Here is a 26,226-nt window from a genome sequence, read left to right as displayed (position 1 = left end):
AAACTGCCCGGATGACGCGCCACCTCCCCTTTTTGCTCGATCCCGATCCAGCGGCGCCGTTTCCGCCGGCCGCGCAAGCCTTGCGCGACCCGGACGGCCTGCTCGCCATCGGCGGCGATCTGTCGCCACAGCGGCTGCTCAATGCCTACACGCACGGCATCTTCCCGTGGTTTTCGGACGGGCAGCCAATCCTATGGTGGAGCCCTGACCCGCGCATGGTATTTCGCACCGATGCGCTGCGTCTGTCGTCGCGCTTCAAGCGCCAGCTCCGCAGCAGCAGCTGGACCATAAGAGCCGACACCGCCTTCGAACAGGTGATCAATGCCTGCGCATCGGTACCGCGCCCAGGCCAGGACGGCACCTGGATCACCGCGCCGATGCAGCAGGCCTACATCGCATTGCACCGGCTTGGCCATGCACACTCGTTCGAAGTCTTCGATGGCACGCATCTGATAGGCGGCATCTACGGCGTTGCGATCGGCCAGATGTTCTTCGGGGAAAGCATGTTCAGCGTCCAAACCGGCGGCTCCAAGGTGGCGCTGGCTGCGTTGGCTGCGTATCTGCAGGCAGAAGGTTGGCCGTTGCTCGACGCCCAGGTGGAGAACCCACACCTGCTCAGCCTGGGCGCGCAGCGTTTGCCGCGTGCGCCGTTTCTGCAGCAAGTGGAACTCCAGGTCGCCCAACCCGCCGCACCCGGCGCCTGGTCCGAGCGCTACGGAGAACGCCCTGCCAGCGCGCTGGGTGAAGGCCGCTTAACATAAAATTTGCACCACGGGGAGATGGCGCGTAAAATGTCGTCCCTTACGGCCCTACCGGGCCAGCCGTGATTGCACAGGATTACATGTCGAAAGACGACTCCATTGAATTCGAAGGCAGCGTCAGCGAGACGCTTCCCAACACCACGTTCCGGGTCAAGCTGGAGAACGGGCACGAGATCATCGCCCATATCTCCGGCCGTATGCGTAAGAACTACATCCGCATCCTGACCGGCGACCGGGTCAAAGTTGAGATGACTCCTTACGACCTGACCAAGGGTCGTATTACCTACCGCATGAAGTAAGCGGTTTTGGTATTGAGACGCAAGGCGGCCACTGGCCGCTTTCTGTCGTGCCCGCGATTTCAGTGCGCAATGCAGAATGATGGTTGACGCGTACTGTTCCGGATCAGTTCCTTGGCTAGGAGGCACCGGCAGTTCCAGTACAGAAGCGACGCGCCGGGCCATCGGTGCTAACGCCATGCGAGCGATGAAGTGGCCAACCTCGCAGACATTTGTCCCACTTTGTAGACGTAAAAAAGCCGCTCTTTCGAGCGGCTTTTGCTTATCTGCCAAATCAGCGGGTGGCGATCAATCCACCGTGGCAGGCAGCAGACGCTCCGGCTCCGGATGCGCTTCGACTATCAGTTCGCCATCCTTGACATCGATATTGACCCGGCCGCCGTCCACCAACTTGCCGAACAGCAATTCGTCGGCCAGCGGACGCTTGATCTTCTCCTGGATCACCCGCGACATCGGGCGTGCACCCATCAGCGGATCGAAGCCGTGCTGGGCTAGCCAGTCGCGCGCGGTCGGCGTGGCAGACAACGACACGTGCTTTTCCTGCAACAGCATTTCCAGCTCGATGATGAACTTGTCCACCACCCGCAGGATGTGGTCGAACCCCAGCGGCTGGAATTGCACGATCGCATCCAGACGGTTGCGGAACTCGGGCGTGAAGCCGCGACGAATCGATTCCATCGCATCGGTGGAATGATCCTGCTTGGTAAAGCCGATCGACCGACGCGACGCCTGCGTGGCACCGGCATTGGTCGTCATCACCAGGATCACGTTCTTGAAGTTGGCCTCGCGCCCGTTGGTGTCGGTGAGGATGCCGCGGTCCATGACCTGCAACAGGATGTTGAAGATGTCCGGATGCGCCTTTTCCACCTCGTCCAGCAGCAGCACGCAGTGCGGGGTCTTGACGATTTTCTCGGTCAACAAGCCACCCTGATCGAAACCGACATAGCCAGGAGGCGCACCGATCAAACGGCTAATTGAGTGCGCTTCCATGTACTCGGACATATCAAAGCGCACCAACTCGATTCCCAGCTGCAGCGCAAGCTGCTTGGTGACCTCGGTCTTGCCAACACCGGTGGGACCAGCAAACAGGAAGTTGCCGATCGGCTTCTCTGGATTGGCCAGGCCAGAACGGGCCAACTTGATCGAACCGGCCAACGTTTCGATTGCCGGGTTCTGCCCGAAGATCACCATCTTCAGATTGCGCTCCAGATGCTGCAGCACATCCTTGTCGGTCGCGCTAACCTGCTTGGCGGGAATCCGCGCCATCTTGGCGACGATCGTCTCTATCTCTTCGATATCGATCAATTCCTTGCGCTTGCCTTCCGGCAGCAGTCGCTGACGCGCACCGGCCTCGTCGATCACGTCGATCGCCTTGTCCGGCAGCAAGCGGTCACCGATATGCTTCACCGACAGGTCCACGGCCGCCTGCAACGCATCATCGGCGTAGGTGACGCCGTGATGCGCCTCGTACTTGGGCTTGAGTCCTTGCAGGATCTCGAAGGTTTCGCCCACGGTCGGCTCGACGATGTCGATCTTCTGGAAGCGACGTGCCAGCGCACGGTCCTTCTCAAAAATGCCGCGATACTCCTGGAACGTGGTCGAGCCGATGCAGCGCAGCTCGCCCGACGACAGGGCCGGCTTGATCAGGTTGGAGGCGTCCATGGTGCCGCCCGACGCCGAGCCGGCACCGATGATGGTGTGGATCTCGTCGATAAACAGCACCGCATTGGGCACCTTCTTCAGCGCGGCCAGCACGCCCTTGAGGCGCTTTTCGAAATCGCCGCGGTACTTGGTACCAGCCACCAGTGCACCTAGATCCAGTGAGTAGATCACTGCATCGGCGAGCACTTCCGGCACATCGTTGTCGACGATGCGCTTGGCCAGCCCTTCCGCAATCGCGGTCTTGCCCACGCCCGCCTCACCCACGTACAGCGGGTTGTTCTTGCGCCGGCGGCACAGGACCTGGATGGTGCGCTCGATCTCATCGGCGCGGCCGACTAGCGGGTCGATTTTGCCGTTGCGCGCCTGCTCGTTGAGGTTGGTGGCGAACTCGGCCAGCGCGTCGCCCTTGGCTTCGCCCTCCCCGCCTTCGCTCTTGGACTCGCCATCCGGCGCGGACGGCTGCTCGCCGTCCTCACCCAGCTTGGCGATGCCGTGCGAGAGATAATTGACGATATCCAGGCGGGTGATGTCCTGCTGATTCAGGAAATACACCGCATGGGAGTCCTTTTCACCGAAGATCGCGACCAGCACGTTGGCGCCGGTCACCTCCTTCTTGCCTGAGGACTGTACGTGATAAACGGCGCGCTGCAGCACGCGCTGGAAGCCCAGCGTGGGTTGCGTATCGCGCCCATCGTCTTCGGCCAGCCGCGAGACCGACGCTTCGATCGCCTGTTCCAGATCGTTGTGCAGACGCACCTGATCAGCGCCGCAGGCCTTGAGCACGGCTTGTGCGGAAGGGTTGTCCAGCAGCGAGAGCAGCAGGTGCTCGACGGTCATGAACTCATGACGCGCCTCGCGTGCTCGCTTGTAGCACTGGCCAATTGTTTGCTCTAGGTCTTTGCTGAACATTGGTGACTCCGAACGGCTGTTGCCAACAATATGCGGCTTTTGTTTGGATTTTCCACAACCCTATCGGATAGGCATGTTCAGACAGCGTTAGTACGTGATCGCAGCCACACTGTTGCGCTGCTGAAATGATCCGGGCCGAGGCCTCAGGCCTGTTCCATCGTGCACAGCAGCGGGTGCTGGTTCATGCGCGAAAACTCGTTGACCTGCGCCACTTTCGACTCTGCAACCTCACGGCTGTAGACCCCGCAGACGCCACGCCCGCGGGTGTGGACGTGCAACATGATCTGAGTGGCCTGCTCCAAGTTCAGGTTAAAAAACTGTTCCAGGACCGTCACCACAAAGTCCATCGGGGTGTAGTCATCGTTCAGCAATAGCACCTGATAGCGCGGCGGTGGCGCAACTTCAGGCTTGCTGGCTTCGACCATCAGGCCGTGGTCGTGTTCGTGTGAGGTATTCCGAGGCATCCAGTCATTATACGGTTCAAGCTCGCGTGCATTGGACGATTTACGCTGCGCCCCGCACAATTTGTCTCCAACTTTCTGGCTGGCCCTTGATGATCGATTCTATGACCGCGCTGTTGCTGGCGCCGTCGTCTACCGCAGATGCCCCCATGCCCGCAGCGAGCGACGGTGCAGGTGCACATGAATGGCACCGCGATGCCGGTCCCGCTGCCGATGCGGTAGGCATGCCTTCGGTCGCGCAGGAGCAGGTGCGATGAGCGCCCAAGAGCAGCGCTGGCATCCTGATGTGACAGTGGCCGCGGTTGTGGTGCGCGACGGGCGCTTTTTGCAGGTGGAAGAATCCATTGGCGGCCGCCTGCTGCTGAACCAGCCCGCCGGGCATCTGGAGCCCAACGAAAGCCTGCTGGACGCCGCCGTGCGCGAAACCCTGGAGGAGACCGCCTGGGATGTGCGCCTGACCCAGTTCATTGGTACCTATCAATGGGTCGCGCCCAGCGGGCAGTGCTTTCTGCGCTTTGCCTTCGTTGCCGATGCCGTGACCCACCACCCCGACCGCAGCCTGGACACCGGCGTGGTGCGCGCGCTGTGGATGACCCCGGAAGAGCTGCGCGCCTCGACCGAGCACCTGCGCAGCCCCCTGGTGTGGGACGTGGTGGCCGATTACCTGGCCGGGCAGCGTTACCCACTGTCGGTGGTGCGGCACGTCGCATGAGCACGCCGCGCATTGTGGTGGGCGTGTCCGGCGGCGTGGATTCGTCAGTGGCCGCATGGAAACTGGCGCAGCAAGGCGAGCAGATCGCCGGGCTGTTCATGCAGAACTGGGCCGACGACGGCAGCGGCGATTGCCGCGCAGAAGACGACCGCCGCGACGCGGTCGCCGTCTGCGGCGTGCTGGGCATCCCGTTTCATTTCCGCGACTTCTCCGGCGAATACTGGAGCGGCGTGTTCGAGCATTTCCTGGCCGAATACGCGGCCGGGCGCACGCCAAACCCGGATGTGTTGTGCAACCGCGAAGTGAAGTTCAAGCATTTTCTCGACGCAGCGCAGGCGTTGGGTGCCGAACGCATCGCCACCGGTCATTACGCGCAGGTGGCGCATCGCGGCGGGCGGTGGCGGCTGCTGCGCGGCGCCGACCGCGGTAAGGATCAGAGCTATTTTCTGCATCAGCTGGGGCAGACCCAGTTGGCTGCGACACTGTTCCCGATCGGCGATCTGGAAAAAAGCACGCTGCGCCGGACTGCCCAGGACGCCGGCTTGCCGACCCATGCCAAGAAGGATTCCACCGGCATCTGCTTCATCGGCGAACGTGATTTCCGCGAGTTTCTGGGCCGCTACCTGCCCGCGCGCACCGGCGAGATCCGCGACCCGCGGGGGCAGCGCATTGCCGAGCACCCCGGGGTGTTCTACTTCACCCTGGGTCAGCGCGAGGGGCTGAACATCGGCGGCGTGCGCGGACGTGCTGCAGCGCCGTGGTACGTGGTCGGCAAGGACGTGGCGAGCAATGTGCTGTACGTGGATCAGGACCGCGACAGCCCGCTGCTGCAATCGCGCTGGTTGCAGTCAGAACAGGCCCACTGGGTGACCGGTGCGCCGCCAGCGCGCCGCTTCAGTTGCACCGCGCAGACCCGCTACCGCCAGCCCGACGAGCCCTGCACGGTGGACGTGCAGGACGATGGCAGCGTGAAGGTGCATTTCGAACGGCCGCAACGGGCGGTGACACCGGGGCAGTCGCTGGTGCTGTACGACGGCGAGGAATGCCTGGGCGGTGCGGTCATTGCCGCCACCGACGCGCCGCTGGAACGCCAGTTGGCGGGATCTTCTTTTTCCTCTGAGGTAGTGGCTTGATGAGTGTTTCCATGGATCACCGCGTGCTGGCGCTTGCCGGTGTCGCCCAGGCCCTGCAGCAGGTGCGGCGGATCGCCGAAACCGGGCATTCGGAAGCGGCGACGGTGCGCACCGCCATGGACAGCGTGTTCCGGGTGGACGCCGCCTCGCCGGAGGCCGTCTACGGCTCGGCAGCGGCGCTGGCGCCCGGCCTGCGCCTGTTGCACAACTATTTCCGCAACCAGGGCCAGGACGAGGTGCTGCCGCGCCTGGCACTGGCGGTATTGCAGTTGGAGCGCCGGTTCGTGCGCGACACCACCACCGTGGCCACCGTCGCCAGTGGAATCGACGCGGCGGCGCGCCAGGCCCAGCAACTCGGCGATAGCAACCACCCGGATGTGCTGAGCTCGCTCGGCGGGCTGTACGCGCAGACCATCAGCCACTTGCGACCCAAGGTCATGGTGCAAGGCAACCCGCACTACCTGGGCCAGGCCGGTGTGGTCGCCGAGATCCGCGCGCTGTTGCTGGCAGCGGTGCGCTCGGCGGTACTGTGGCGGCAGATGGGCGGCAGCCTGTGGGATTTCCTGTTTGCCAAACGCGCCATGATCGAAGCGGTGGACCGCGCGCTGCGCTAAGAGCGGCTAAAACCGTAGCGAGCAGTCGTCAGGTGGGTGCGGACGGCGCGCAGGAGCCGGTGTGTACCCGTCGTACATGCCGATTCCGAGCACCGGCCGCGCCCGCCGGCGGCTGCGGAGTAGATTGTTAGCTGCTCTAAAACAGCGCGAAAAACAGCTTGTGGCGCAACGCTAGCGGCCGCCGGCGCGCGCCAACCGCGGTTGAATGGACAAGACGATCTGGCGATCGCCGCTAAAGACAATGGGGGGAGTGCCGATACAGCAACCGTGACTCTGCCGAGAACGCCCATGTATTCACGTCCACTCATCCGTCTAGCCGCTCCTTTGGCTCTGACCTTGCTGTTTCCCTTCGCTGTCGGATTCGACTGGCCCGCTTCGGTGCGCTGGGCAATCCTGGCGACCATGACCCTCAGTTGGTTGGGTTTCGCTGCCTGGGTGACTTATTCCCAGTTCCGGTCTAATCCGGACCAGGCACGCATCCTGCGCGAGCAGGACCAACTGCTCAACGAACTACGTACGTTCGTCAGCAACGAAGTGGACGGTTCGCGCTCAGAAGTTGAGCGTGCCCGTGAACTGATCCGCCAGGCCGTGTCCGGTCTTGGTGGCAGCTTCGAAGCGATGAACCGCAAATCGCGCCAGCAAAGCCAGGCACTGGCCCGCATCGTCGACCGTGCCGGTGACGATGGCAGTGCCGGCGTCGACGTCGCCCGCTTCGCCCAGCACGCCAGCTCCCGCATGGAGCAATTGGTGGAAGCGCTGGAACAGGTGAGCGGCCAAAGCACCAATACCGTCCATCACATCGATGAGATGGCACAGCATCTAGATGGCATCTTCGCGCTGTTGGAAGACGTCAAGTCGATTGCCGACCAGACCAACCTGCTAGCCTTAAACGCCGCCATCGAAGCAGCACGTGCCGGTGAAGCCGGTCGCGGCTTCGCCGTGGTTGCCGACGAGGTGCGCAATTTGTCCGAGCGTTCCACCACCTTCAACGAACAGATCCGCAAGCTGGCACACAGCTCCAAGGAATCGATCGCCAAGGTACGTGAAACGGTCTCGCAGCTGGCCTCGCGTCATATGGACCGCTCCCGCGAGGCGCGCCATGAATCGGCCGCGATGCTGGAGAACGTCGCTCAGATAAACGCCTCGTTGGGCGATGGCATGCGCGAAATCTCCGAGTGCGCACGGTCGATCGATGGCAGCGTGGCCGAAGCGGTGCGTGCCCTGCAGTTCGAGGACATCGCCACGCAAACGCTGAGCGGTATCCACACCCACCTGGATCGCCTTACCGCGATCAACCGCGAAGCGGTGGCGCTGCAGGAACTGCTGCATCGCAATGGTGGCGTGTACGACAGCGACCTGGTCGCCGCATTGGCCAAGGTGTCCAACCGTCTGCGCGACATGCGTGTGGAGTGGGAACGCCCGCCGCACAAGCCGGTGGCACAGCAAGGCATGGGTGTCGGCACGGTCGAGTTGTTCTAAGAACGATGCCGTCACGCAGCTGCTGATCCCGACATTCCCCGGCCTTCCGGGGATTTGTCGTTCCGTAATCATCTGGTGTTCCGCTCATGACGCTTCTAGCTCCGACCATCGATGCCTCCACTGCCGCACTGCAGGCCGCTGCACTGGCAGCCGCACATGCCGAGCGCATCGCGCAAAGCGATGCGGCCAAGCCCGCGCTGCGGCGCGTCCGCATGCCGGCCGCGTTGGAACGGCTGGAAAGCAGCGCCCGTGCAGAGCTGCAGGCACTGATCAACCCGCGCCGCGCCTGCAGCGAAGAGGAACTTTTGTTCGCAACCGTGGCCTGGGATATGGGTCTGGATGGCGCTGCGGTCGACGGATCGGGGCGATAGGCCGCCACTGCCGTCAACAGCGGGGCGTGCCTCGGCAGGCGCCCCGTTGCTTTGTCTCACTGCCCGACCATCAGCGCTTTTGCATCAAGCCGGGCCAGCAGGTCTGGCTCTGCGCTCGTGATGCCGATCAATTGCAGCATCAGGGTGATTGCTCCCCTGCCCGCCTTCTCGACGACGGTTACGACAGAGCGTGAGGCTTCAATTGATGCGGAATGCTATGGTGCACGGCAATCGCGCGTCTGCTGCTTGGCTGCAACGCTATTGCCTGCGCGTCGTCGCATGACACGCTACAAGCACCTTCTTGTCGCCCAAGCGCTTCGGCTTAGTCACATGAGTGGAAAATGGGCGCGCCAGGTGGAGAGCTGCTGATTTGCGGTTCGGCTGCGGGGCCCTTGCCCGCTCACCATCGCGGGACACGCTGCAAGTACGTCCCTGTAAGCTCCTTGGCGGCATGGATGCCGCCTTCGAACCCCCATCGACGGGTTTACGGCATGTCCCGCGAGCGGTAAGGACACCGCGCACTCGAAGCCGCGAGGGTTGCTGCATGATCCGCGCAACTTGGCGGGAAAACCCAGCGTCGTCGATGCCATCGCGGAGCTTCTAGGGCGGCTTCACGGCTTGCCCATTGATCGTGAGGAAAACGCGCACTCGACCGAGCAAGCGTTCAACTGCATTCAAACGCCGCTACGACTCGTCATCTCGGATGTCTCGAGTTGTCGCACACGCGAATAGATCACTCACAGCGCTGACGACTGGGGCTTGAACTCACGCACCGCCAGGCAGTCTGTCAGTTGGCGATGACCAAGCGCGCACCCAGCCGCATACCGGCGTCGGCTTCGCGTAGCCACTGCGCCATGTCGCGTGGCGACAGCGGGCGTGAGTAGAAGTAACCCTGAATTTCGTCGCAGCCCTGCTGGCGCAGCAGTGCATCTTCCTGCACGGTTTCCACACCTTCGGCGACTACCTGCATGCCCAGGGCATGGCCCAGATGCACGATGGCCTGAGTGACTTCGGCAGTGTTGGCGTCGTCGAGCATGCCTTGCACGAAGCTGCGGTCGATCTTCAGCCGCTGCACCGGGAAGCGGTTGAGGTAATGCAGGTTCGAGAAGCCGGTACCGAAGTCGTCCACCGCCAGCAATACGCCGTTCTGTTCGAACAGTTCGAAACAGCGGCGCAGCGAATCGGAGTCGCGAATCAAGGCAGATTCAGTCATTTCCAGCTCAAGACGCGAAGGCGGCCAGCCATTGTCGCGACAGATTTCCAGCACACGCTCGGCAAAACCGCGCTCGCGCAACTGCACCGCAGACACATTCACTGCAACGCGGCTGAAATGCAGGCCGGCGCGATCCCAGACCACGGCCTGGCGGCAGGCTTCGCCGATCACCCATTCGCCCAGTCGCACGATTTCGCCGCATTCTTCGGCAATGGGAATAAATTCGACCGGGCTGCACGGACCGTGTCCAGGGCGGTTCCAGCGCATCAGCGCTTCGATCGCCGGCGATGCATCGCCTACGGTGTTGACCAGCGGCTGATAGACCAGCGTGAATTCTTCGCGCTCGAGCGCGCCCTGCAGCGCATGCTCCAACTCAAGGCGGCGCTGCGCACGCAGCAACACGTCCTGGCTGTAGTAATGGAAGGTGTTGCGGCCAGATTCCTTGGCGGCATACATTGCCGCATCGGCGGCGCGCAGCAAGCTGTCGAAATCCGACAGCCCTTCACCCTGCAGCGCGATGCCGATGCTGGCGCCGAGCTTGACGGTGACGTGTTCCTTGCGCAGCGGCTCGCCAAGCGCAGCGATGAGCTTGCGCGCAACATGGCCGGCATCTTCCGGCTCGGACATATCGCGTAGCAGGACAATGAATTCGTCGTCGCTGAAGCGGCCGAACAGGTCGCTATTGCGCAAATGTTGATGCAGGCGTGACGAGGCAAGCTTGAGCAGGTTGTCGCCGGTGGCATGACCGAACGAATCGTTGATGCTCTTGAAGCCATCCAGATCGATCAACAGCATCGCCAGCACCTGACCACGCTCGTTCGCTTCGCGAATGGCGTTCTCTGCCTGCTCGCGCAGCAAGAAACGGTTTGGCAAACCGGTCAGGCGGTCGTAATGGGCAAGCAGTTCGATGCGCTCGTTGGCTTCGCGTTCGCGGGTGATATCGCGGAATAAGGCCACAAATCGCAGCGGCAAGCCCTCGCGGCGATCCAGCTCGATCAGCACCTGCACCCAGACACGCTGGCCAGAGTTGCGATAAAAACACAGCTCCAGTTGCTCAGGCAGACCGCCATCGGAAATACGCAGCAGCGCCGCTTCGAATGCGTCGCGCGAATCCTGGGTGTACAGCGACAACGCCTGTTCCAGGGTGATATTTTCCTTGCGCAGGCCGTGGATGCGGTAGCACTCCTCGGTCCATTGCATACGCCGGGTGTCGACCTCGATCTCGCAGCCGCCGATCTTGCCCAACGCGGACACGCGGTTGAGCAACTCGGTGCGCCAGCGGATCAGCGCGTCGGTCTGGCGTTGTTCCGTGACGTTCTGCAGTTGGCCGAGTAGGCGTACCATGCTGCCGTCGCCGTCGAACACCGGCTGCGCCCATACCCGCAGATGATGCGGATTGGCGCCGAGCAGACCGTTGATTTCCAGTTCGAAATGCACCGGCATGCCTTCGTGCTTGATCTTGCGCCAGGCGCTGCGCAGTTGCGCAACCGAGGGCCGACCAAGCAAACGCAGGACGTCGCGAATGCCGTGTAGACGCACGTTGGTCATGCCGAGTTGTTGCAGGAAGTCCTGAGACACCCACAGTGCGTCTTGGTGCGAATCCCAACTCCAGCTACCCATGCTGGCAATGCGTTGGGCTTCTTCGAGCTGGGCCTGCTGCTCGCGCAGCTGCTGCTCGAGCAGTTTGTGATGGTGCACGTCGGTATGCGTGCCGACCATGCGCAGTGGGCGTCCGTCGGCGGTGCGTGATACCACGCGGCCGCGATCCAGGATCCAGCGCCACTGGCCATCGTGCTGACGCAGCCGGAATTCGGCCACGTAGGTGTCGGTGCGGCCTTCCAAATGGGCCTGTACCGCCGCGCTGACATGCGCGTGGTCTTCCGGATGAATCAGCCCGGACAAGGCAGTGAGATTGTTCGGCAGCGGCGGCTCGGAATAACCGAGCATGCGCGTCCAGCGCTCGGACCGATACACCACATCGGCCGGAATGTCCCAGTCCCACAAGCCGTGATCGGCGCTGTCCAGGCCCATTTCCCAGCGGCTGGTGCCATCGGCACCCTTCGGCTCGGGAATGCTCAAGGTGAAGGCCATGATCTGGCCCTGCTCGTCGCAGACCGCACGCAACCAGCCTTCCAGCCGACCGCCGACGGGCCCCGGCAATACGCAAGGCGCCATGCCACCGCTGTCGGCCAGCTGGGCACGGCTGCTTTCCAAAACGTCGGCATAGGCGCCAAGGGTTGCCGGCAATCCAAGCGATTGCGCAACGCGGTTGGCCGCCAGGGGCTGGCCATGCGCATCCAACAACACCACCGCTGAGGTCAGCGGGTGCTGCAGCATGCTTGCAATGACGCCTGAGTCCACTCTGGAACACTCCGAAGAATCGACTCTGGCCTTCGGAGTCGCAATGGATAACGGCCGTGCCGCGGATTAGTTGAGCCACCTGTTTCGAGCTGGACCGAACCGGCCCGAGTTACGGCTAAGATGGCTGCATCGTCAGCATCCAAGGTCGTCCGCGGATCCATGCAACAGCCCCTCGCCGCGCCCGCGTTTTCGTCTGTTACCGTCTCCTGTCTCCGCCTCGGCCAACGCCTGCAGCAAGGCCTGTGGACCCTGACCGGCCTTTATCTGCTGATTGGCGCGGTCTGGCTGCTACTGGGCAACCGGCTGCTCAACCTGGCCGGCGCCGCCATGCAGGAGCGCTGGTCGGACACGAGCTTTCTGGTGGTGTCCAGCATCGTCATCCACCTGGTGCTTCGCCGCTTCACGGGAGTGCTCGTGAACGAGTACGCACAGCTGGCGCAGTCCGAGGCCTTGCTGCAGGCCAAGTTCCTAGCCCTGCCCAGCCCGGCCTTCGTTTACGACCTTGCCACGATGCGCATCCTCGATGCCAATCCGGCGGCGCTGGACTTTTTTGGCTGGGAGCGCGACGAGTTCCTGCAGCAGACACTGCAGGCGATCTGGCCCAATGCCGATGGCGAGCGGCTGGAGGAGATCATTGCGCAAATTCGCGGCAAGGGAGATGCCACCTGCGTGTTGAACGAAGATCTGATGACACGTAGCGGGCCGCGGCATGTCGAGGTACGTAGCAACCAGCTGCATCTGTCCAGCGGCCTTGCCCGCCTGGTGGTTACCGTGGACCGTAACGAAGAGCGCCAGGCGCAGCATCTGCGCGACGAAGCGCTCGAGCGCCTGGAAGAAGCGCAGAGCATCGCGCGGTTGGGTTCCTGGCAGCTGGACCGCACAACCGGCCTGGGACGCTATTCGCCCGCGGTCTATCGCCTGCTGGGGCGCAGCGTGCCAATGCACCGTCGCGAACACCGGCTGGAAGAATTGCTGACCGCCTCCGACAGTGCCACCCAGGCGCGCATCGAACGCATGATCGAAGACATGTGTACCGGTGGCGAGGTGCAAATCGATGTGCTGTTACCGCTGACCGGCGGCGATTCGCAACCGCGCACTGTGCATTTGCGCGCCGAAAGCGTGACCAGCCCCAGCGGCGTGCGCCATGTGCACGGTACCTTGCAGGACGTGAGCGAACGCGAGCAATCGCGCCGGCTGCTGCGCGAGCGCGAGGAGCAGTTTCGCGAACTGGTGCGCGTGCTGCCCGACGGTGTGCTGATCCTCGCCGACGAGCATGTGATGTACGCCAATGCGGCCGGCTCTGCGCAGTTCGGCTTTCAGGGCGAAACCATCCTGGGCGAGCCGCTGCAGACACTGGTTGGCGATAACGACCTACCAGTGGTGCGTGAGTACCTGCGCGCAGGCAGCGATCGCAACGAGCCGGTCTCCAGCGCACGTGCGATGCGCCGGCGTGATGGCAGCACCTTCTACGCCGGCCTGTCGGCCGGCGATATCCGCTATGGCGGCCGCAGCTGCAAGCTGTTGGTCGTGCGCGACCTGAGCGAACCCGAGCGCATGCGCGATGCCCTGGCTGAGAGCAATACCGAGTTGCAAGCCATGGCCAAGCGGCTGTTCTCGTTGCAGGAAGACGAGCGCCGCGCCATCTCGCGTGATCTGCATGACGACATCGGGCAGGCGATCACCGCGATGAAGCTGTCGGCACATGCGGCGCTGGATGAGCTTGACGCGGATGCGCGCCGCGAGGATCTGCTGGAAGTGGTGTCGCTGGCCGACAGCACGGTGACCAAGCTGCGCAATCTGTCGATGCTGTTGCGTCCGCCCCAACTCGATGCCTTGGGCCTGGAAGCAGCCTTGCGCTGGCAGGCGTCGATGCTGTTCCGCGCCTCACAGGTGCGGCTGGAGCTGGACATTCAGGCGCTCGAGGAACGGCCGGGTAACGAGATCGAGCAAGCCTGCTTCCGGATCGCGCAGGAAAGCCTCACCAATGCATTGCGGCACGCCTGTGCGGGCGAAGTGCGCCTGCGCCTGCATTCGATCGACAGCGACAGTTTTCGTCTTGAGGTCAGCGATGATGGCGATGGCTTCGAGCCTGAGGGCCCGCGCGGGCTGGGACTGATTGTGATGCGTGAGCGTGCGCAAACCGTGGGCGGCACGCTCGCGATAGAATCAGCACCCGGAGCAGGCACGCGCGTGACGTTGCGCCTGCCCTATCACCCGGTCGGCGAGTCCGTTCACGACGATTGTGGACGTTGAGTCATGTGGAGCCCCGTAATCCCGCCCGGACTGGAAATCGTCAAGCCCACACGGCTTGGCGCCGGCAACGCCGAATTGCTGCATCTGGTGGATGCGGCGGCATCCGGGGGCCCGCCGCTGATGATCTTCCACGTCGACATCGATCACTTCGCCTCGATCAACGAGAACATGAGTGGCGAGGTCGGCGATCAGGCGCTGACACTGGCAGCGCGCCGCCTGCAGGAATTCCTCGGAAACCGCGGCAAGTTATGGCGCCACGGCAGCGATGAAATGATTGTGGTGGCAGTGCGTCGTGAAGACACGCCGCTGCCGGAAGATTTCGCCGAAGAAATCCGTCAGCAACTGGAGCTGCCACTGTCGGTGCTGCCGTATACGTTGTTCATGACCGGCAAGGTCGGCATCAGTCTGTGCCCGGAACACTCCACTTCGCTGTCCACATTGCTCGATTACGCCGAAGAAGCCAGCTACCAAGCCGCGCGCGAAGGTGGCAACACGGTACGCCTGTACACGCGCAACTCGGCCACCAACGCGCATAGCGAAAGCATCATTGCGCGGCAGATTGTCGATGCAATTCCGCACGGCGAATTGCGTTTGCGTTACCAGCCGCTGGTGAGCGCGCGCGACGGCCGCATCGTCGGCATGGAAGCGCTGCTGCGCTGGCAGTCACCCACCCTGGGCATGCTGGTGCCGGAGCGTTTCATGCGCACCGCCGAGCGCCTGGGCGTGATCGTGCAGATCGGCGAATGGGTGCTGCAGAACGCGGTGCGTCAGGCGCGGCTGTGGCGCGACCAGGGCTTCGATGACTTCAGCATTGCCGTGAATGTCTCCACGCTGCAGCTGCTGCGCCCGGGCTTCTTCAACGAAGTGATGGCGATGCTGCAGACCGCGGGCGTGCCGGCGCAGTTCGTCACGTTGGAGATCAACGAAAGTGCGTTGACCAACAACGTCAACTTCGTCCACGAGACGATGGCCAACCTGCGCAACGAAGGCATCAGCCTGAGCCTGGATAACTTCGGCACCGGCGATTCCAGCCTGAGCGCGCTGGTGCGCTACCCGGTGGACCGGCTGAAGATCGACCGCAGCTTCATCAAGAGCGCGCCGGCCGGCAGCCGCGAGGCGGCGATTGCGCGCGCCATCATCGCCATGGGCCACCAGCTCGGCATGACGGTCATTGCCAATGGCGTTGAATCGCAGGCGCAGCTGGGCTTCTTGCGTCGTAACGATTGCGACATCTTCCAGGGTTATCTGTTCGGCGAGCCGATGTCGGCCGAGTCGGCCGGCATGGCGTTACGACGCCGCTACCTGCGCCCGGAATCGTTCGCCGAAAGCCGCCCCGACCGCACCTTGCTGCTGCTGGACGACGAAGAGAACGTGCTGCGCTCGCTGGTGCGTCTGTTCCGCCGCGACGGCTACCGGATTCTGGCGGCTGGCAACGTACGCGACGCCTTCGACCTGCTCGCCACCAATGACGTGCAGGTGATCCTTTCGGATCAGCGCATGAGCGACATGAGCGGCACCGAGTTCCTGGGCCGGGTGAAAATGCTCTACCCCGACACCGTGCGCTTGGTGCTGTCCGGCTACACGGACCTGGCCACGGTCACTGAAGCGATCAACCGCGGCGCGATCTACCGCTTCCTTACCAAACCCTGGAACGACGACGAACTGCGCGAGCACATTCGCCAGGCATTCCGCACGCATGATGAGTTGCGTAACGGCCGGGAATAGGGAATTGGGAATGAGGAATCGGTAGAGCGGACCTCTGCGGCTTGCTTGCTTTGGCAGGCTTGCAGCAAAACCAAGCGACTGCCAAGCCGCTTGTACCCATGCCCGATTCCCAACTCCCCATTCCCTGCGCGTCAGCGCTACCGCGGCTGCCGGATCGGCAGCACGATCCTGAAACTGGCGCCCTGCCCCGGGGCGCTTTCGACGTCGATGCGGCCGTGGTGCTTGTTGATGATGCCGTAGGAAATCGACAGGCCCAGGCCGGTGCCGCTGCCCACCGGTTTGGTGGTGAAAAACGGGTCGAAGATGCGCTGCAGCAGATCCGGGGCGATGCCGGCGCCGCTGTCCTGGAATTGGATCCAGACGTTTTCTGCTTCGTCGCGACCGGTGGTCACCACGATCGTGCCGCGCTCGACAATCGCCTGACCGGCGTTGAGCAGCATGTTCATGTACACCTGGTTGAGCTCGGACGGCAGGCATTCCACCAGCGGCAGCTCGGCGTAATTGCGCTCCAGCGTGACCTTGTACTTGAGCTCGTTCCAGATGATGTTGATGGTGGATTCGAGACCCGCATGCAGATCGACCATCTTCCACGACTCGGACCGGTCCGAGTACGAGAAGTCCTTGAGGTCGCGCACGATGCGGGTCACCCGCTCGATGCCTTCGCGTGATTCGGCAATCAATTGCGGCAAATCGCGGCTGATGAAGTCGATGTCGGCGCGGTTGCGGATCTCGTCGATTTCCGGAATCAGCGCCTTTGGGTCCGGCGCCTGCAGCGCGCGCTCATACGCTTCGATCAGGGTGAACAGGCTGCGCAGATATTCCTGCAGGCTGCCCAGATTGGAGTGCACGTACCCAATCGGATTGTTGATTTCGTGCGCCACACCCGCGGCCAACTGGCCGATGGACGCCATCTTTTCAGATTGCAGCAATTTATCCTGCGCACCGTTCAAGCGCAGATAGGCTTGGCGTAATTCGGCATGGCGCTGTTGCAGCTCGCGCTCGTAATCCTGCTGGCCTTCGATGTTGTGGAACAACGCCAGAAAATGCCCGACGCCGCACTCTTCGTTGTAATACAGGTGCGCGATGACCACGCGGTCGGCCACCGGCAGGCTGCCGGTCCAGCTGCCCTTGCTGCGCGCCTGATTGAGGGCGTCCGATGGCAACACCTGCGAAATCCGCTCGCCCAGATTGCGATCGTCGGCGGGATCTTCCTTGCACAGGCTTTGGCGTGCGATGGCATTGGCCAGAATCAGCTTTCCGTCTGCGCGGAACAGCAGCACGCCCTCCAGCATCTGGTCGCCGAAGGCGCGCAGGATGTCTGAGGACGGCAATAAGGCTTGATTGAGAAAAAACTTGGCGGTCACGGGAGCAAGCGGCGTAGAGGACGCCTCAATATACGCCGAACCGTTGACGCGCCCTATCGCCGTTTCGCATTTATCCGGCGCTGTGTCGCAGACCCAACAGCACCTGCCGGCGCACGTAAGCGTGCTGGGTTATCTGCAACCCGATCTGCTGCAAAACAAACTGCGACTCAGGCGACTGCCAGCGAACGTCCGCCGCGCAACACGCTTGATTGCCCCTTGGCGTCGTAGGACGGCGCACTTTCGGTGCGGCCCAGATGACGCAGCGCCCAGTTCACTTCGCGGCGTCGGCGAGCCAGCAGCGCGCCATTGGCGCGATTGGCTTCTGCCAGCTCACGCAGGCGCTCTTCTTCGCCTGCAGGCATCGCCGCTTCTAGCGCATGCAGCGCCGACAGCTTGTCCTGCGTGTGTCGCATCAACCCATCGATGTCGTTCTCGAGTAATGCCTGGCGTTCGCCGGCCAGCGCATCGCTGAGACGTTGCAGGAACTCGTTCACGTTCATCCTTTCAGTCGGGGATTAACCCGCCAGTTGCTGATTCAGATCCATCATGCGGCTAGCGATGGCATCCGGGTTGATGGAATAGGTGCCGTTGTGCAATGCATCCTTCACCGCCTGGACGCGACCGGTGTCGATCGCCGAGGACTGCGAAAGCTCGCGCTGCAGGTTCTGCAGGTTGGTGGCTTCGCCGGTCAACTTGACGCTGTCGGTCGGCGGGGTTGCGGCTACTGGGGACGCGCGATCTTCACCGGCCGAAGCGATCTTGCTGCTGGTGGCTGCGGTGCGAAGGGTGGCAGCGGTCGGTAGATTGCCTTCAATTTTCTGGGTCATGTCAGGAACTCCTCTACAGGTCGTAGGGGATAACGGCACCCAGAAAAAAAACTTTATAGAAATTTTTCACCGGGAGACCACAACAGTTCCGCTCGCTTCAACAATGCCCTGCACCACCCGGCGCGAGGACGAATTCTCTACCGAGACGCGCTCGTTCTCGCCAGCATCGGACAACGCGCGACCGCTCATGCGCACTTCCAAGCCGCCATTGCGCGAGACCAGCGGCACGGTGTCGCCGCGCCGGACCAGCCGCTGCGTCACCAGATCGTTGGCCGACAGCAGCGAGCCTGCCGGCAGGATGCGGCGGGCGGTCTTGCCCACTGCAGCCACCGGGTCGGCCAGCACCGCACCGACAATGCGCGCGGCGTCACGCTTCTCGATACTAATATCGGCAAGCGAGATGGTTTCTCCAGCGCTGATGCCACGGCGCAATACCAGCACGTCTTGGTTGCGACGCACCTTCAACGGGACGAACAAGCGCCAACCGGCCGGCTGCGGACACGCCACTTCCACCGTATTGGTGCCGGTGGGCTGGGCCTGCAATGCGATCGGACAGGCCGGCATGCGCAGGCCCGGATCGAGTGTGGCCTCGGCTTCGGCGTCCGGGCCAACGGTGGCCAGCGCCGCAGCACGGATGGAATCGACAGACTGATAGCTCTGGGCCCAGGCCGGAGCGGCAGCCAACAAGATGACAAGCAGGAGCAGGCGCATGGGACCAGATCCGGAGGAAGACGGGAACTGTTATGCAAGGGGTGTGCCGTTTCTTGGCCGGGGAATCGCGAATCGCGAATCGGGAATCGGGAATCGGGAATCGGGAATCGGGAGTCGGGAATCGGGAATCGGGAATCGGGAGTCGGGAGTCGGGAGTCGGGAGTCGGGAGTCGGGAGTCGGGAGTCGGGAGTCGGGAGTCGGGAGTCGGGAGTCGGGAGTCGGGAATCGGGAGTCGGGAGTCGGGAGTCGGGAGTCGGGAGTCGGGAGTCGGGAGTCGGGAGTCGGGAGTCGGGAGTCGGGAGTCGGGAGTCGGGAGTCGGGAGTCGGGAGTCGGGAGTCGGGAGTCGCAAGAGCGAGAGCGAGAGCGAACGGCGTCTGACACATGTCAGGGCCAGACAGATGGCGCATGGCGCCAGCGCTGCTCCTCGCTAAATCAGGTATCTCTCAGCCCTCAATCGATTCCCCATTCCCTATTCCCCATTCCCGGGGTGGCACTCGGCAGGCTGCAATGTCCCCTCAAGTTATCCGGCCACCCTGTCGATACCTGCAGCATGACCCACGATCTGCTCAACCGCATCGACCAGCGCACGCGACTGGCTGGCCACAATCGACTGGCCCTGCTGCTGTTCCGGCTGGGCGGACGCCAGCTTTTTGGCGTGAACGTCTTCAAAGTGCAGGAAGTGCTGCGCCGGCCGGAACTGTTTCAGGTGCCCGGCCTGCCGACGGAGTTCGCAGGCGTTGCCGACGTGCGCGGGCGCTCGGTGCCGGTGCTGGATCTGGGCGTGGCCATCGGCCACCCGGAACGCGATTCGCACTCCGAAAACGGCCCCGGCTATTTAGTGGTCGCCGAATTCAACCGCTCGGTCCAGGGCTTCCTGGTCAGCGGAGTGGAACGCATCGTCAATATTGCGGTGGAAGACATCCATCCGCCGCCGGAACTTGGTGCCGAAGCCACTTATTTGACGGCAGTAACGCGCTTCCAGGGCGAACTCATCCAGGTCATCGACGTGGAGAGCGTGCTGGCCGACATCGCCAAGGTCAGCAAGGACGTGCAGCTGGATCCCTCGCTGCAGCTGGTGGCCTACGACCGCCAGTTCCAGGTGTTGGTGGTGGACGATTCGCGCGTGGCACGTCAGCAGATCCGCAGCGTGCTTGACCAGTTGGGCGTTTCGGCGACCCTGCTGTCCGACGGTCGTCAGGCGCTGGACCACCTGCTGCAGGTGGCGGCATCGGGCGAAAACCCGGCCGACCGCTACGCCATGGTGATCTCCGATATCGAGATGCCGGCAATGGACGGTTACACGCTGACGACGGAAATCCGGCGCACACCGGGCCTGCAAGGCCTGTACGTGCTACTGCACACCTCCTTGTCGGGCGTGTTCAACAACGCCATGGTCGAACAGGTGGGCGCCAACGCTTTCGTGGCCAAGTACAGTGCCCACGAACTGGCCGATTACGTGCTGACGCGCTTGAAAGCGGTCGCCGAAGCGGCCTGATCTCACCCGGTCGCGTTGCCCACGGGCACGGCCGGGTATCTGCAGTCCCGTTCTTCCAGAAAGAACACGCCTTTTAAAGGCATCCGCGCGGTTGGGCACACGCCGCGCTGAGTGACAGCAATGCCAGGCAGTCTGGCTTGGTCTGTAAGTTGCACAGTCAATCGCAGGTAGCCGAGCGGCAACACATCGGGTGATGTCTGGCACCTAGACCGCCCGTCTGACGCTCGACGTGCATCGCCAGCTCCGCCTCCCGCACCACCTTGATTTGGCACAAACATTGCTTTCTCCCTTGCAACACTTCGCGGGAGAGCACCGTGTCCAGTCCCTTCTCTTCGTTCCTCGGCGTCCATGGCGACGCGTTGGCGCTGCGCGAGCAGCGCATGAAGCTCATTGCCAGCAATCTGAGCAATGTGGACACGCCTGGCTACAAGGCCAAGGACCTGAACTTCGAGGCGGCGCTGAAATCGGCGCAGGGCGAGCAGGATGGCGGCCTGATGCAAACCACTGACGCCAAGCACTACGAAGTGGGCGGCGGCAGCGGGCTCAACCCGTTCCAGATCACTCGCGAATCCGATCAGCCCAGCCTTGACGGCAATACCGTCGATCCCGATGCCGAACGCGCCGCCTACGGCCGCGCCGCGCTGGAATACCGCGCGTCGCTGAGCTTCCTCGAATCCAAGGTGCGCTCGATGCTCACCGCGATCACGGGCCAATAAGTCATGAGCAACCTTCCCATTTTCGATGTGGCCGGCTCGGCGCTGCACGCGCACTCGGTCCGCCTGAGCACCATCGCCTCCAACCTGGCCAATGCGGACTCGGTCGCAGGCTCGGCCGAGGCCACCTACAAGCCGATCGAGCCGATCTTCCAGGCCCAGCAAAGCCGCCGGGACCCCAGCCTGACCTCGGTGAACGTTAAAGAGATCACCACCACCAATGCGCCGCCGATCCGACGCTACGAACCCGGCCACCCGCTGGCTGACGCCGAGGGCTATGTGTTCTCGCCCGACGTGGACCCGGTCTCGCAGATGGTCAACATGATTTCCACCTCGCGCAATTACCAGGCAGGCGTGGAAATGCTCAATACCGCCAAGGAACTGGCGCTCGCGACCCTCACCATGGGTCGCTGACCCTTCCTAGCTGCCCCATACACGCGGAATCCTCCAGATGAGCACGATCGCCAGCGATATCTACAAAACTCTTGGCCTGAGTACCGGCAGCAAGACTCCCAAAAAAGAGGATGCACTCGGCCAGGCCGACTTCCTCAAATTGATGACCGAGCAGTTGCAGCACCAAGACCCGCTCAAACCGATGGACAACAGCGCGTTTCTTGGCCAGCTGGCGCAGTTCTCCACCGTGCAGGGCATTGGCGACCTCAATACCAAGTTCAGCAATCTCTCCACGTCGATGAGCAGCGACCAGGTACTCAAGGGCGCGGCGCTGGTGGGTCACAACGTGCTGGTGCCCTCGGCGCAGGTCGCCATCGATGCCACCGGTTCGGCCAAGGGTGTGGTCGCCGCGACCTCGGCCGGCACCGTCAATTTTGAAATCACCGATGCCAACGGCGCCTTCGTCAAACAACTCAGCGTGCCGTCCAGCGCCGCTGGTGAGGTGTCGTTCGCCTGGGATGGCACCGATGCCAACGGCAACCGCATGGCGGCCGGCAAATATGGCGTCACCGCGACCCAGACCGACACCGCTGGCTCCAAAAGCAAGTTATCCACCTATGTCGACGCCCCGGTGGACAGCGTCACGATCGGCTCGGACGGCCTGTATCTCAACCTGACCGGGCTAGGCACTTCCCCGCTCGCCAACGTGCTCCGCGTCAGCTGAGCCGGCAACCAACACCTAAAGGAACTCATCCATGGGCTTCAATACCTCGTTGTCCGGCATCAACGCAGCCAATGCCGATCTGAACGTCACCTCCAACAACATCGCCAACGTCAACACGACCGGGTTCAAGGAATCGCGCGCCGAGTTTGCCGACATGTTCCAGAGCACCAGCTACGGCCTGTCGCGCAATGCGGTGGGTTCGGGCGTGCGCGTCAGCAACGTGGCGCAGCAGTTCTCGCAGGGCAATATCGACCCGACCGGGCGCAGCCTGGACCTGGCAATCTCCGGCGAAGGCTTTTTCACCGTCTCGTCCAACGGCGCCAAGATGTACACCCGCGCTGGTAACTTCCAGACCGATGCCAACGGCTATGTGGTCAACCCGCAGGGCGCACGACTGCAGGTGTTTGCCCCCAACCCGAGCGGTAACGGTTTTGACGTGGGCCGCCTGTCGGACCTGCAGCTACTGACCACCGACAGCCCGCCCAAATCCACCTCCACGGTCAACCTGGCCTTCACCCTGCCCGGCAATGCCACCGCGCCGACGGTGACTCCGTTCGACCCGGCCGACGACAAGACCTATAGCCATTCCACCGGCGGCATCAACGTCTACGACTCGCTGGGTGTCAGCCACGTGCAGACCTCCTACTTCGTCAAGACCGCCAACCCGAACGAGTGGCAGGTGCACAATTACGTGGATGGCGCCGCAGTCGGTGCCCCAACCACGCTGCAGTTCTCCGACACCGGCGCGTTGACCACCCCGGCCAACGGCATCATTGCGATGGACCCGTTCACCCCAAGCACCGGCGCGGGCGTGCTGAACATGCAGCTCAATGTCAGCGGCTCGACCCAATACGGCGAAGCCTTCGCGCTGCGCGATACACGCCAGGACGGCTACGCCAGCGGCAAGCTCAACGAGATCAGCATCGATACCAGCGGTGTGGTGTTCGCGCGCTATTCCAACGGCGCCGACAAGCCGCTGGGCCAGGTCGCACTGAGCAGTTTCGTCAACCCGCAGGGCCTGCAGTCGCAGGGCAACAACATGTGGGCCGAGAGCTACACCTCCGGTGCCGCCCGCACCGGCGCGCCAAACACTTCGGATCTGGGCCAGGTCGAATCCGGCTCGCTGGAAGCATCCACGGTCGACCTGACCGAGCAGTTGGTGAACATGATCGTGGCCCAGCGCAACTTCCAGGCCAACTCGCAGATGATCTCGACCCAGGATCAGGTCACCCAGACGATCATCAATATTCGTTAATGGCTGGGAATCGGGATTGGGGAATAGGGAATCGTAAGAGCTGGCATCGCGTGTATCGGATGCCGGCCCTGCGCCCTGCTCTCCCAGCTTCCCGCAACCCGCGTTTGCGATTCCCGATTCTCCATTCCCGATTCCCGGTGTCCCATGGATAAAGCCCTCTACGTTGCGATGACCGGTGCCCGCGCCTCCCTGCAGGCGCAGAGCACCGTGTCGCACAATCTCGCCAACGTCGATACGGTGGGGTTCAAGGCCGCGCTGGCCAACACCGAGGCGTTCAAGATCCAGGGCAAGGGCTACCCGTCGCGGATCGATGCCTTGCACGTGGATCAGGGCTTTGATCGCAGCCAGGGCCATCAGAAGGTCACCGGCAACCCGCTGGACGTGTCATTGCAGCAGGACCGCTGGCTGGCAGTGCAGTCGCCCGACGGCAGCGAGGCCTACACCCGCAACGGCGAATTGGCGCTCACCGCCAATGGCCAGCTGGTTACCGCCAACGGGCATGCGGTGCTGGATGAAGGCGGTACCCCGATGACGATCCCGCCGCACCAGGCGATGGAGATCGGCAGCGACGGCAGTATTTCCATCATTCCGCAGGGCGAAGGCCCGCAGACCATGGCCATCGTCGGCAAGATGAAGGTGGTGGATGCGCCAGCCGACCGTTTGACGCGGCGCCCGGACGGGCTGATGCGCAACACAAGTACCGACCCGGCGCAGGCATTTGCCGTGGCCACCGGCAAGACCATCAACAGCGGCATGTTGGAAGGCAGCAATGTGGATGCAGCCGGCGCGCTGGTAGAAATGATCCAGCTGCAGCGGCAGTTCGAGATGCAGGTCAAGATCATCAAGAACGGCGACGACAATGCCCAATCGGCCAATTCGCTGTTGCGGGTGAGCGGCTAAGTACAGTTCAAGCGAATTGGACCGCCGAAGGCTCGTTAGTTGGTGCCAAGCATGCTGATACCAGCTGCAACGTCGTCTCAGACGCCAAAAGAAGCCCAAATGCGATGACTGGTCAGCAGCGACCGCTACAACGCCGGCAGCGGCGATGCCCGCAGCAAACGCAATCTCAAGCTCAGCCTTACGCAAGCAGTACAGCGCTGGCTACTGCGGTGTCGTAAAGAATCAGCGCCCTGGTGACGACTAATATCCATGGTTGTCGGCCACTTTTATGAGTGCGATGAGCCGCCATCGCACTCATAAAAGTGACAAATAAAAGCAACGTCACGCAGGTCTGCTGCAGAGCGACCGGCTGGATCTGCGCGGCGGGGAGGCTGATCTTCGGCTTGGCTGCAGGGCCCTTGCCCGCCCACCATCGCGGGACACGTTGCAAGTATGTCCCTGTAAGCTCCGTGGCGGCATCCATGCCCCCAAGGGTCCCGCGACGGTGAGCGGAAAGGACCAGTCGAGATGATCGGTGGTCTATGAGAGCAGTGCTCGAAGTGCGTTAGTGCGTATTGATCGTCACGCACACGTCTGTGATCGCACCATTGAGTTGCACGAAACAAGCAATCCGTAGCAGCACGCAAAACCAAGGCGTGTAACGACCCGCTTTCGATTGGTCGCCAGCCAACCGTCTGGTGCGGTGCCCTCGCCGATTGCGGGACCGATGGCGGCATGGATGCCGCCAACGAGCCCCCAGGAGCGGGTTTACGGCGTGTCCTGCGAGCGGTGAGGGCACCGCGCACTCGACCGACTCAGCGCTTACCCTGAGCAAGGGCCACGCCTAACAAGAAGCGGCTAACAAACTCCCCCCGCTCTCCGCCAAGTGAGCAGGACGCTACAACCGGCAGCCGGCAACAGATCTCCAAGCAGATCTGTCACACAGTCCCACCGCTACCGGTTACACCTGCCGCCAGCTGCAGCCTCTGCCCTATGCAGCCTGCTGCATACCCACTCCGCATGACCATCGCACCAGCCGGCAGAAATCCGACGCGGGTTTGGCACGGCACGTGCATATACCCAGCCGTGCCCGGAACACATCCCCGGGTCTAACGAGGAATCGGGTCATGAATCAGGCTTTGTGGGTCGCCAAAACCGGACTGGATGCGCAGCAGACGCGCATGTCGGTCATTTCCAACAACCTGGCCAATACCAATACCACCGGCTTCAAGCGCGACCGTGCCGCGTTCGAAGACCTGTTGTATCAACAAGTGCGTGCGCCCGGCGGCTCGACCTCCGCGCAGACGCAGCTGCCGACCGGCCTGCAACTGGGTACCGGCGTGCGCGTGGTGTCCACGTTCAAGGGCTTCGACCAGGGCAGCCAGCAGCAGACCGGCCGCGCGCTCGACGTGATGGTCAACGGCCGCGGCTTCTTCGAAGTGCAGATGCCCGACGGCACCTCTGCCTACACCCGCGACGGCACCTTTCAGATCAACGCCCAGGGCCAACTGGTCACCAACAGTGGCTACCCGCTGCAGCCGGGCATCCAGGTGCCGGAAGGCGCGCAGTCGCTGACCATCGGTAACGACGGCACCATCAGCGTCACCCTGGCCGGCCAGGCTGCCGCGCAGGAAATCGGCGCGCTCACGCTCACCGACTTCATCAACCCCTCGGGCCTGCAGGCCAAGGGCGAAAACCTGTTCGTCGAGACCACCGCTTCCGGCCCCGCGCAGAACGGCACCCCTGGCCTCAACGGCCTGGGCAACACCGTGCAGGGCGCGCTGGAAGGCAGCAATGTCAATACGGTGGAAGAGCTGGTGAGCATGATCGAGACGCAGCGCGCCTACGAAATGAACGCCAAGGCCATCTCCACCACCGACTCGATGCTCGGTTACTTGAACAACAACGTCTGA

The 26,226-nt window shown here is 62.9% G+C and carries 24 protein-coding genes and 1 other RNA gene; 17 read left to right on the top strand and 8 right to left on the bottom strand.

Features of this window, described 5'->3' with window-relative positions; all coding sequences use genetic code 11:
• The first annotated feature begins 11 nt into the window (after positions 1 to 11).
• Both aat and infA read left to right on the top strand, forming a co-directional pair.
• Positions 12 to 761 carry a leucyl/phenylalanyl-tRNA--protein transferase gene (gene aat / locus KWO_RS10475; RefSeq protein ID WP_010380812.1) on the top strand — a complete coding sequence of 250 codons (750 nt, stop codon included), beginning with the start codon at positions 12 to 14 and terminating at the stop codon, positions 759 to 761.
• 80 nt (positions 762 to 841) lie between these two features.
• Positions 842 to 1,060 carry a translation initiation factor IF-1 gene (gene infA, locus KWO_RS10470; protein WP_002813418.1) on the top strand — a complete coding sequence of 73 codons (219 nt, stop codon included), beginning with the start codon at positions 842 to 844 and terminating at the stop codon, positions 1,058 to 1,060.
• Positions 1,061 to 1,345: 285 nt separating this feature from the next.
• Here infA and clpA read toward each other — a convergent pair whose 3' ends face one another.
• On the bottom strand, positions 1,346 to 3,628 hold the full coding sequence (clpA, locus tag KWO_RS10465) for an ATP-dependent Clp protease ATP-binding subunit ClpA (RefSeq protein WP_010373572.1): 2,283 nt from the start codon (positions 3,626 to 3,628) through the stop codon (positions 1,346 to 1,348).
• Between the two features lie 143 nt (positions 3,629 to 3,771).
• Positions 3,772 to 4,092, bottom strand: coding sequence for an ATP-dependent Clp protease adapter ClpS (gene clpS, locus KWO_RS10460; protein ID WP_005914463.1), 321 nt, complete (start codon positions 4,090 to 4,092; stop codon positions 3,772 to 3,774).
• 89 nt (positions 4,093 to 4,181) lie between these two features.
• On the opposite strand from clpS, the gene KWO_RS22555 reads away from it, so the two are divergent.
• From KWO_RS22555 to hflD, 4 genes are read left to right on the top strand one after another with little or no spacing between them, the layout of a single operon-like run.
• The gene (locus tag KWO_RS22555; RefSeq protein WP_010373577.1) at positions 4,182 to 4,346 is read left to right on the top strand and encodes a hypothetical protein; all 165 of its coding nucleotides are present in this window, start codon (positions 4,182 to 4,184) and stop codon (positions 4,344 to 4,346) included.
• The gene (locus KWO_RS10455) at positions 4,343 to 4,801 is read left to right on the top strand and encodes an NUDIX hydrolase (RefSeq protein ID WP_017112871.1); all 459 of its coding nucleotides are present in this window, start codon (positions 4,343 to 4,345) and stop codon (positions 4,799 to 4,801) included. The genes KWO_RS22555 and KWO_RS10455 overlap by 4 nt, the downstream gene beginning before the upstream one ends.
• A complete protein-coding gene (gene mnmA, locus KWO_RS10450; protein ID WP_017112872.1) occupies positions 4,798 to 5,934 on the top strand; it encodes a tRNA 2-thiouridine(34) synthase MnmA in 1,137 nt (378 codons plus the stop codon). Before KWO_RS10455 ends, mnmA begins: the two co-directional genes overlap by 4 nt.
• Positions 5,934 to 6,548, top strand: coding sequence for a high frequency lysogenization protein HflD (gene hflD, locus KWO_RS10445; RefSeq protein WP_026112500.1), 615 nt, complete (start codon positions 5,934 to 5,936; stop codon positions 6,546 to 6,548). Before mnmA ends, hflD begins: the two co-directional genes overlap by 1 nt.
• Positions 6,549 to 6,552: 4 nt before the next feature.
• Here the strand turns inward: hflD and KWO_RS10440 are convergent.
• Positions 6,553 to 6,626, bottom strand: a non-coding RNA gene (locus KWO_RS10440) — sX9 sRNA.
• Between the two features lie 123 nt (positions 6,627 to 6,749).
• On the opposite strand from KWO_RS10440, the gene KWO_RS10435 reads away from it, so the two are divergent.
• Both KWO_RS10435 and KWO_RS10430 read left to right on the top strand, forming a co-directional pair.
• The gene (locus KWO_RS10435) at positions 6,750 to 8,027 is read left to right on the top strand and encodes a methyl-accepting chemotaxis protein (RefSeq protein ID WP_026113215.1); all 1,278 of its coding nucleotides are present in this window, start codon (positions 6,750 to 6,752) and stop codon (positions 8,025 to 8,027) included.
• Between the two features lie 86 nt (positions 8,028 to 8,113).
• Positions 8,114 to 8,398, top strand: a complete 285-nt coding sequence (locus tag KWO_RS10430; protein WP_010373586.1) for a hypothetical protein — start codon at positions 8,114 to 8,116, stop codon at positions 8,396 to 8,398.
• Between the two features lie 787 nt (positions 8,399 to 9,185).
• On the opposite strand, the gene KWO_RS10425 is transcribed toward KWO_RS10430, so the two are convergent.
• A complete protein-coding gene (locus KWO_RS10425; protein ID WP_026113214.1) occupies positions 9,186 to 11,972 on the bottom strand; it encodes a sensor domain-containing protein in 2,787 nt (928 codons plus the stop codon).
• 120 nt (positions 11,973 to 12,092) lie between these two features.
• On the opposite strand from KWO_RS10425, the gene KWO_RS10420 reads away from it, so the two are divergent.
• Together KWO_RS10420 and KWO_RS10415 are read left to right on the top strand one after the other, a co-directional pair.
• Positions 12,093 to 14,225, top strand: coding sequence for a sensor histidine kinase (locus KWO_RS10420; protein ID WP_026113353.1), 2,133 nt, complete (start codon positions 12,093 to 12,095; stop codon positions 14,223 to 14,225).
• A gap of 3 nt (positions 14,226 to 14,228) precedes the next feature.
• Positions 14,229 to 15,950 (top strand): EAL domain-containing protein, encoded by a 1,722-nt coding sequence (locus KWO_RS10415; protein ID WP_010380835.1) that lies wholly within the window; start codon positions 14,229 to 14,231, stop codon positions 15,948 to 15,950.
• Positions 15,951 to 16,087: 137 nt separating this feature from the next.
• Here the strand turns inward: KWO_RS10415 and KWO_RS10410 are convergent, their stop codons facing one another.
• The 4 genes from KWO_RS10410 to flgA all read right to left on the bottom strand — a co-directional run bounded on the left by KWO_RS10410 (position 16,088) and on the right by flgA (position 18,852).
• Positions 16,088 to 17,314, bottom strand: a complete 1,227-nt coding sequence (locus tag KWO_RS10410; protein WP_010380837.1) for an ATP-binding protein — start codon at positions 17,312 to 17,314, stop codon at positions 16,088 to 16,090.
• Positions 17,315 to 17,481: 167 nt separating this feature from the next.
• Positions 17,482 to 17,814: a hypothetical protein gene (locus KWO_RS10405; protein ID WP_010373599.1), complete on the bottom strand. Its 333-nt coding sequence runs from the start codon at positions 17,812 to 17,814 to the stop codon at positions 17,482 to 17,484.
• 15 nt (positions 17,815 to 17,829) lie between these two features.
• A complete protein-coding gene (flgM, locus tag KWO_RS10400; RefSeq protein ID WP_010373600.1) occupies positions 17,830 to 18,141 on the bottom strand; it encodes a flagellar biosynthesis anti-sigma factor FlgM in 312 nt (103 codons plus the stop codon).
• A 66-nt stretch (positions 18,142 to 18,207) separates the two neighbouring features.
• Positions 18,208 to 18,852 (bottom strand): flagellar basal body P-ring formation chaperone FlgA, encoded by a 645-nt coding sequence (gene flgA / locus KWO_RS10395; protein ID WP_010373601.1) that lies wholly within the window; start codon positions 18,850 to 18,852, stop codon positions 18,208 to 18,210.
• Positions 18,853 to 19,404: 552 nt separating this feature from the next.
• Between flgA and KWO_RS10385 the strand changes: the two genes are divergently transcribed.
• The 7 genes from KWO_RS10385 to flgG all read left to right on the top strand — a co-directional run bounded on the left by KWO_RS10385 (position 19,405) and on the right by flgG (position 26,226).
• Positions 19,405 to 20,349 (top strand): chemotaxis protein CheV, encoded by a 945-nt coding sequence (locus KWO_RS10385; protein ID WP_010373602.1) that lies wholly within the window; start codon positions 19,405 to 19,407, stop codon positions 20,347 to 20,349.
• A gap of 314 nt (positions 20,350 to 20,663) precedes the next feature.
• Positions 20,664 to 21,065, top strand: coding sequence for a flagellar basal body rod protein FlgB (gene flgB / locus KWO_RS10380; protein ID WP_010373604.1), 402 nt, complete (start codon positions 20,664 to 20,666; stop codon positions 21,063 to 21,065).
• 3 nt (positions 21,066 to 21,068) lie between these two features.
• On the top strand, positions 21,069 to 21,476 hold the full coding sequence (gene flgC, locus KWO_RS10375) for a flagellar basal body rod protein FlgC (protein ID WP_010380841.1): 408 nt from the start codon (positions 21,069 to 21,071) through the stop codon (positions 21,474 to 21,476).
• Positions 21,477 to 21,513: 37 nt separating this feature from the next.
• Complete coding sequence (locus KWO_RS10370) at positions 21,514 to 22,179, top strand: flagellar hook assembly protein FlgD (RefSeq protein WP_010373608.1); 666 nt, start codon at positions 21,514 to 21,516, stop codon at positions 22,177 to 22,179.
• A gap of 31 nt (positions 22,180 to 22,210) precedes the next feature.
• Positions 22,211 to 23,434, top strand: coding sequence for a flagellar hook protein FlgE (gene flgE, locus KWO_RS10365; protein WP_010373610.1), 1,224 nt, complete (start codon positions 22,211 to 22,213; stop codon positions 23,432 to 23,434).
• Between the two features lie 144 nt (positions 23,435 to 23,578).
• The gene (flgF, locus tag KWO_RS10360) at positions 23,579 to 24,334 is read left to right on the top strand and encodes a flagellar basal-body rod protein FlgF (protein WP_010373611.1); all 756 of its coding nucleotides are present in this window, start codon (positions 23,579 to 23,581) and stop codon (positions 24,332 to 24,334) included.
• Between the two features lie 1,106 nt (positions 24,335 to 25,440).
• A complete protein-coding gene (gene flgG / locus KWO_RS10350; protein ID WP_010373615.1) occupies positions 25,441 to 26,226 on the top strand; it encodes a flagellar basal-body rod protein FlgG in 786 nt (261 codons plus the stop codon).

Origin of the sequence: Xanthomonas vasicola pv. musacearum NCPPB 4379 (assembly GCF_000277895.2) — a bacterium.
GTDB classification, from domain to species: domain Bacteria; phylum Pseudomonadota; class Gammaproteobacteria; order Xanthomonadales; family Xanthomonadaceae; genus Xanthomonas; species Xanthomonas vasicola.
The sequence above is the reverse complement of the archived record's forward strand: the minus strand, read 5'-3'. Positions and strand labels throughout refer to the sequence as shown.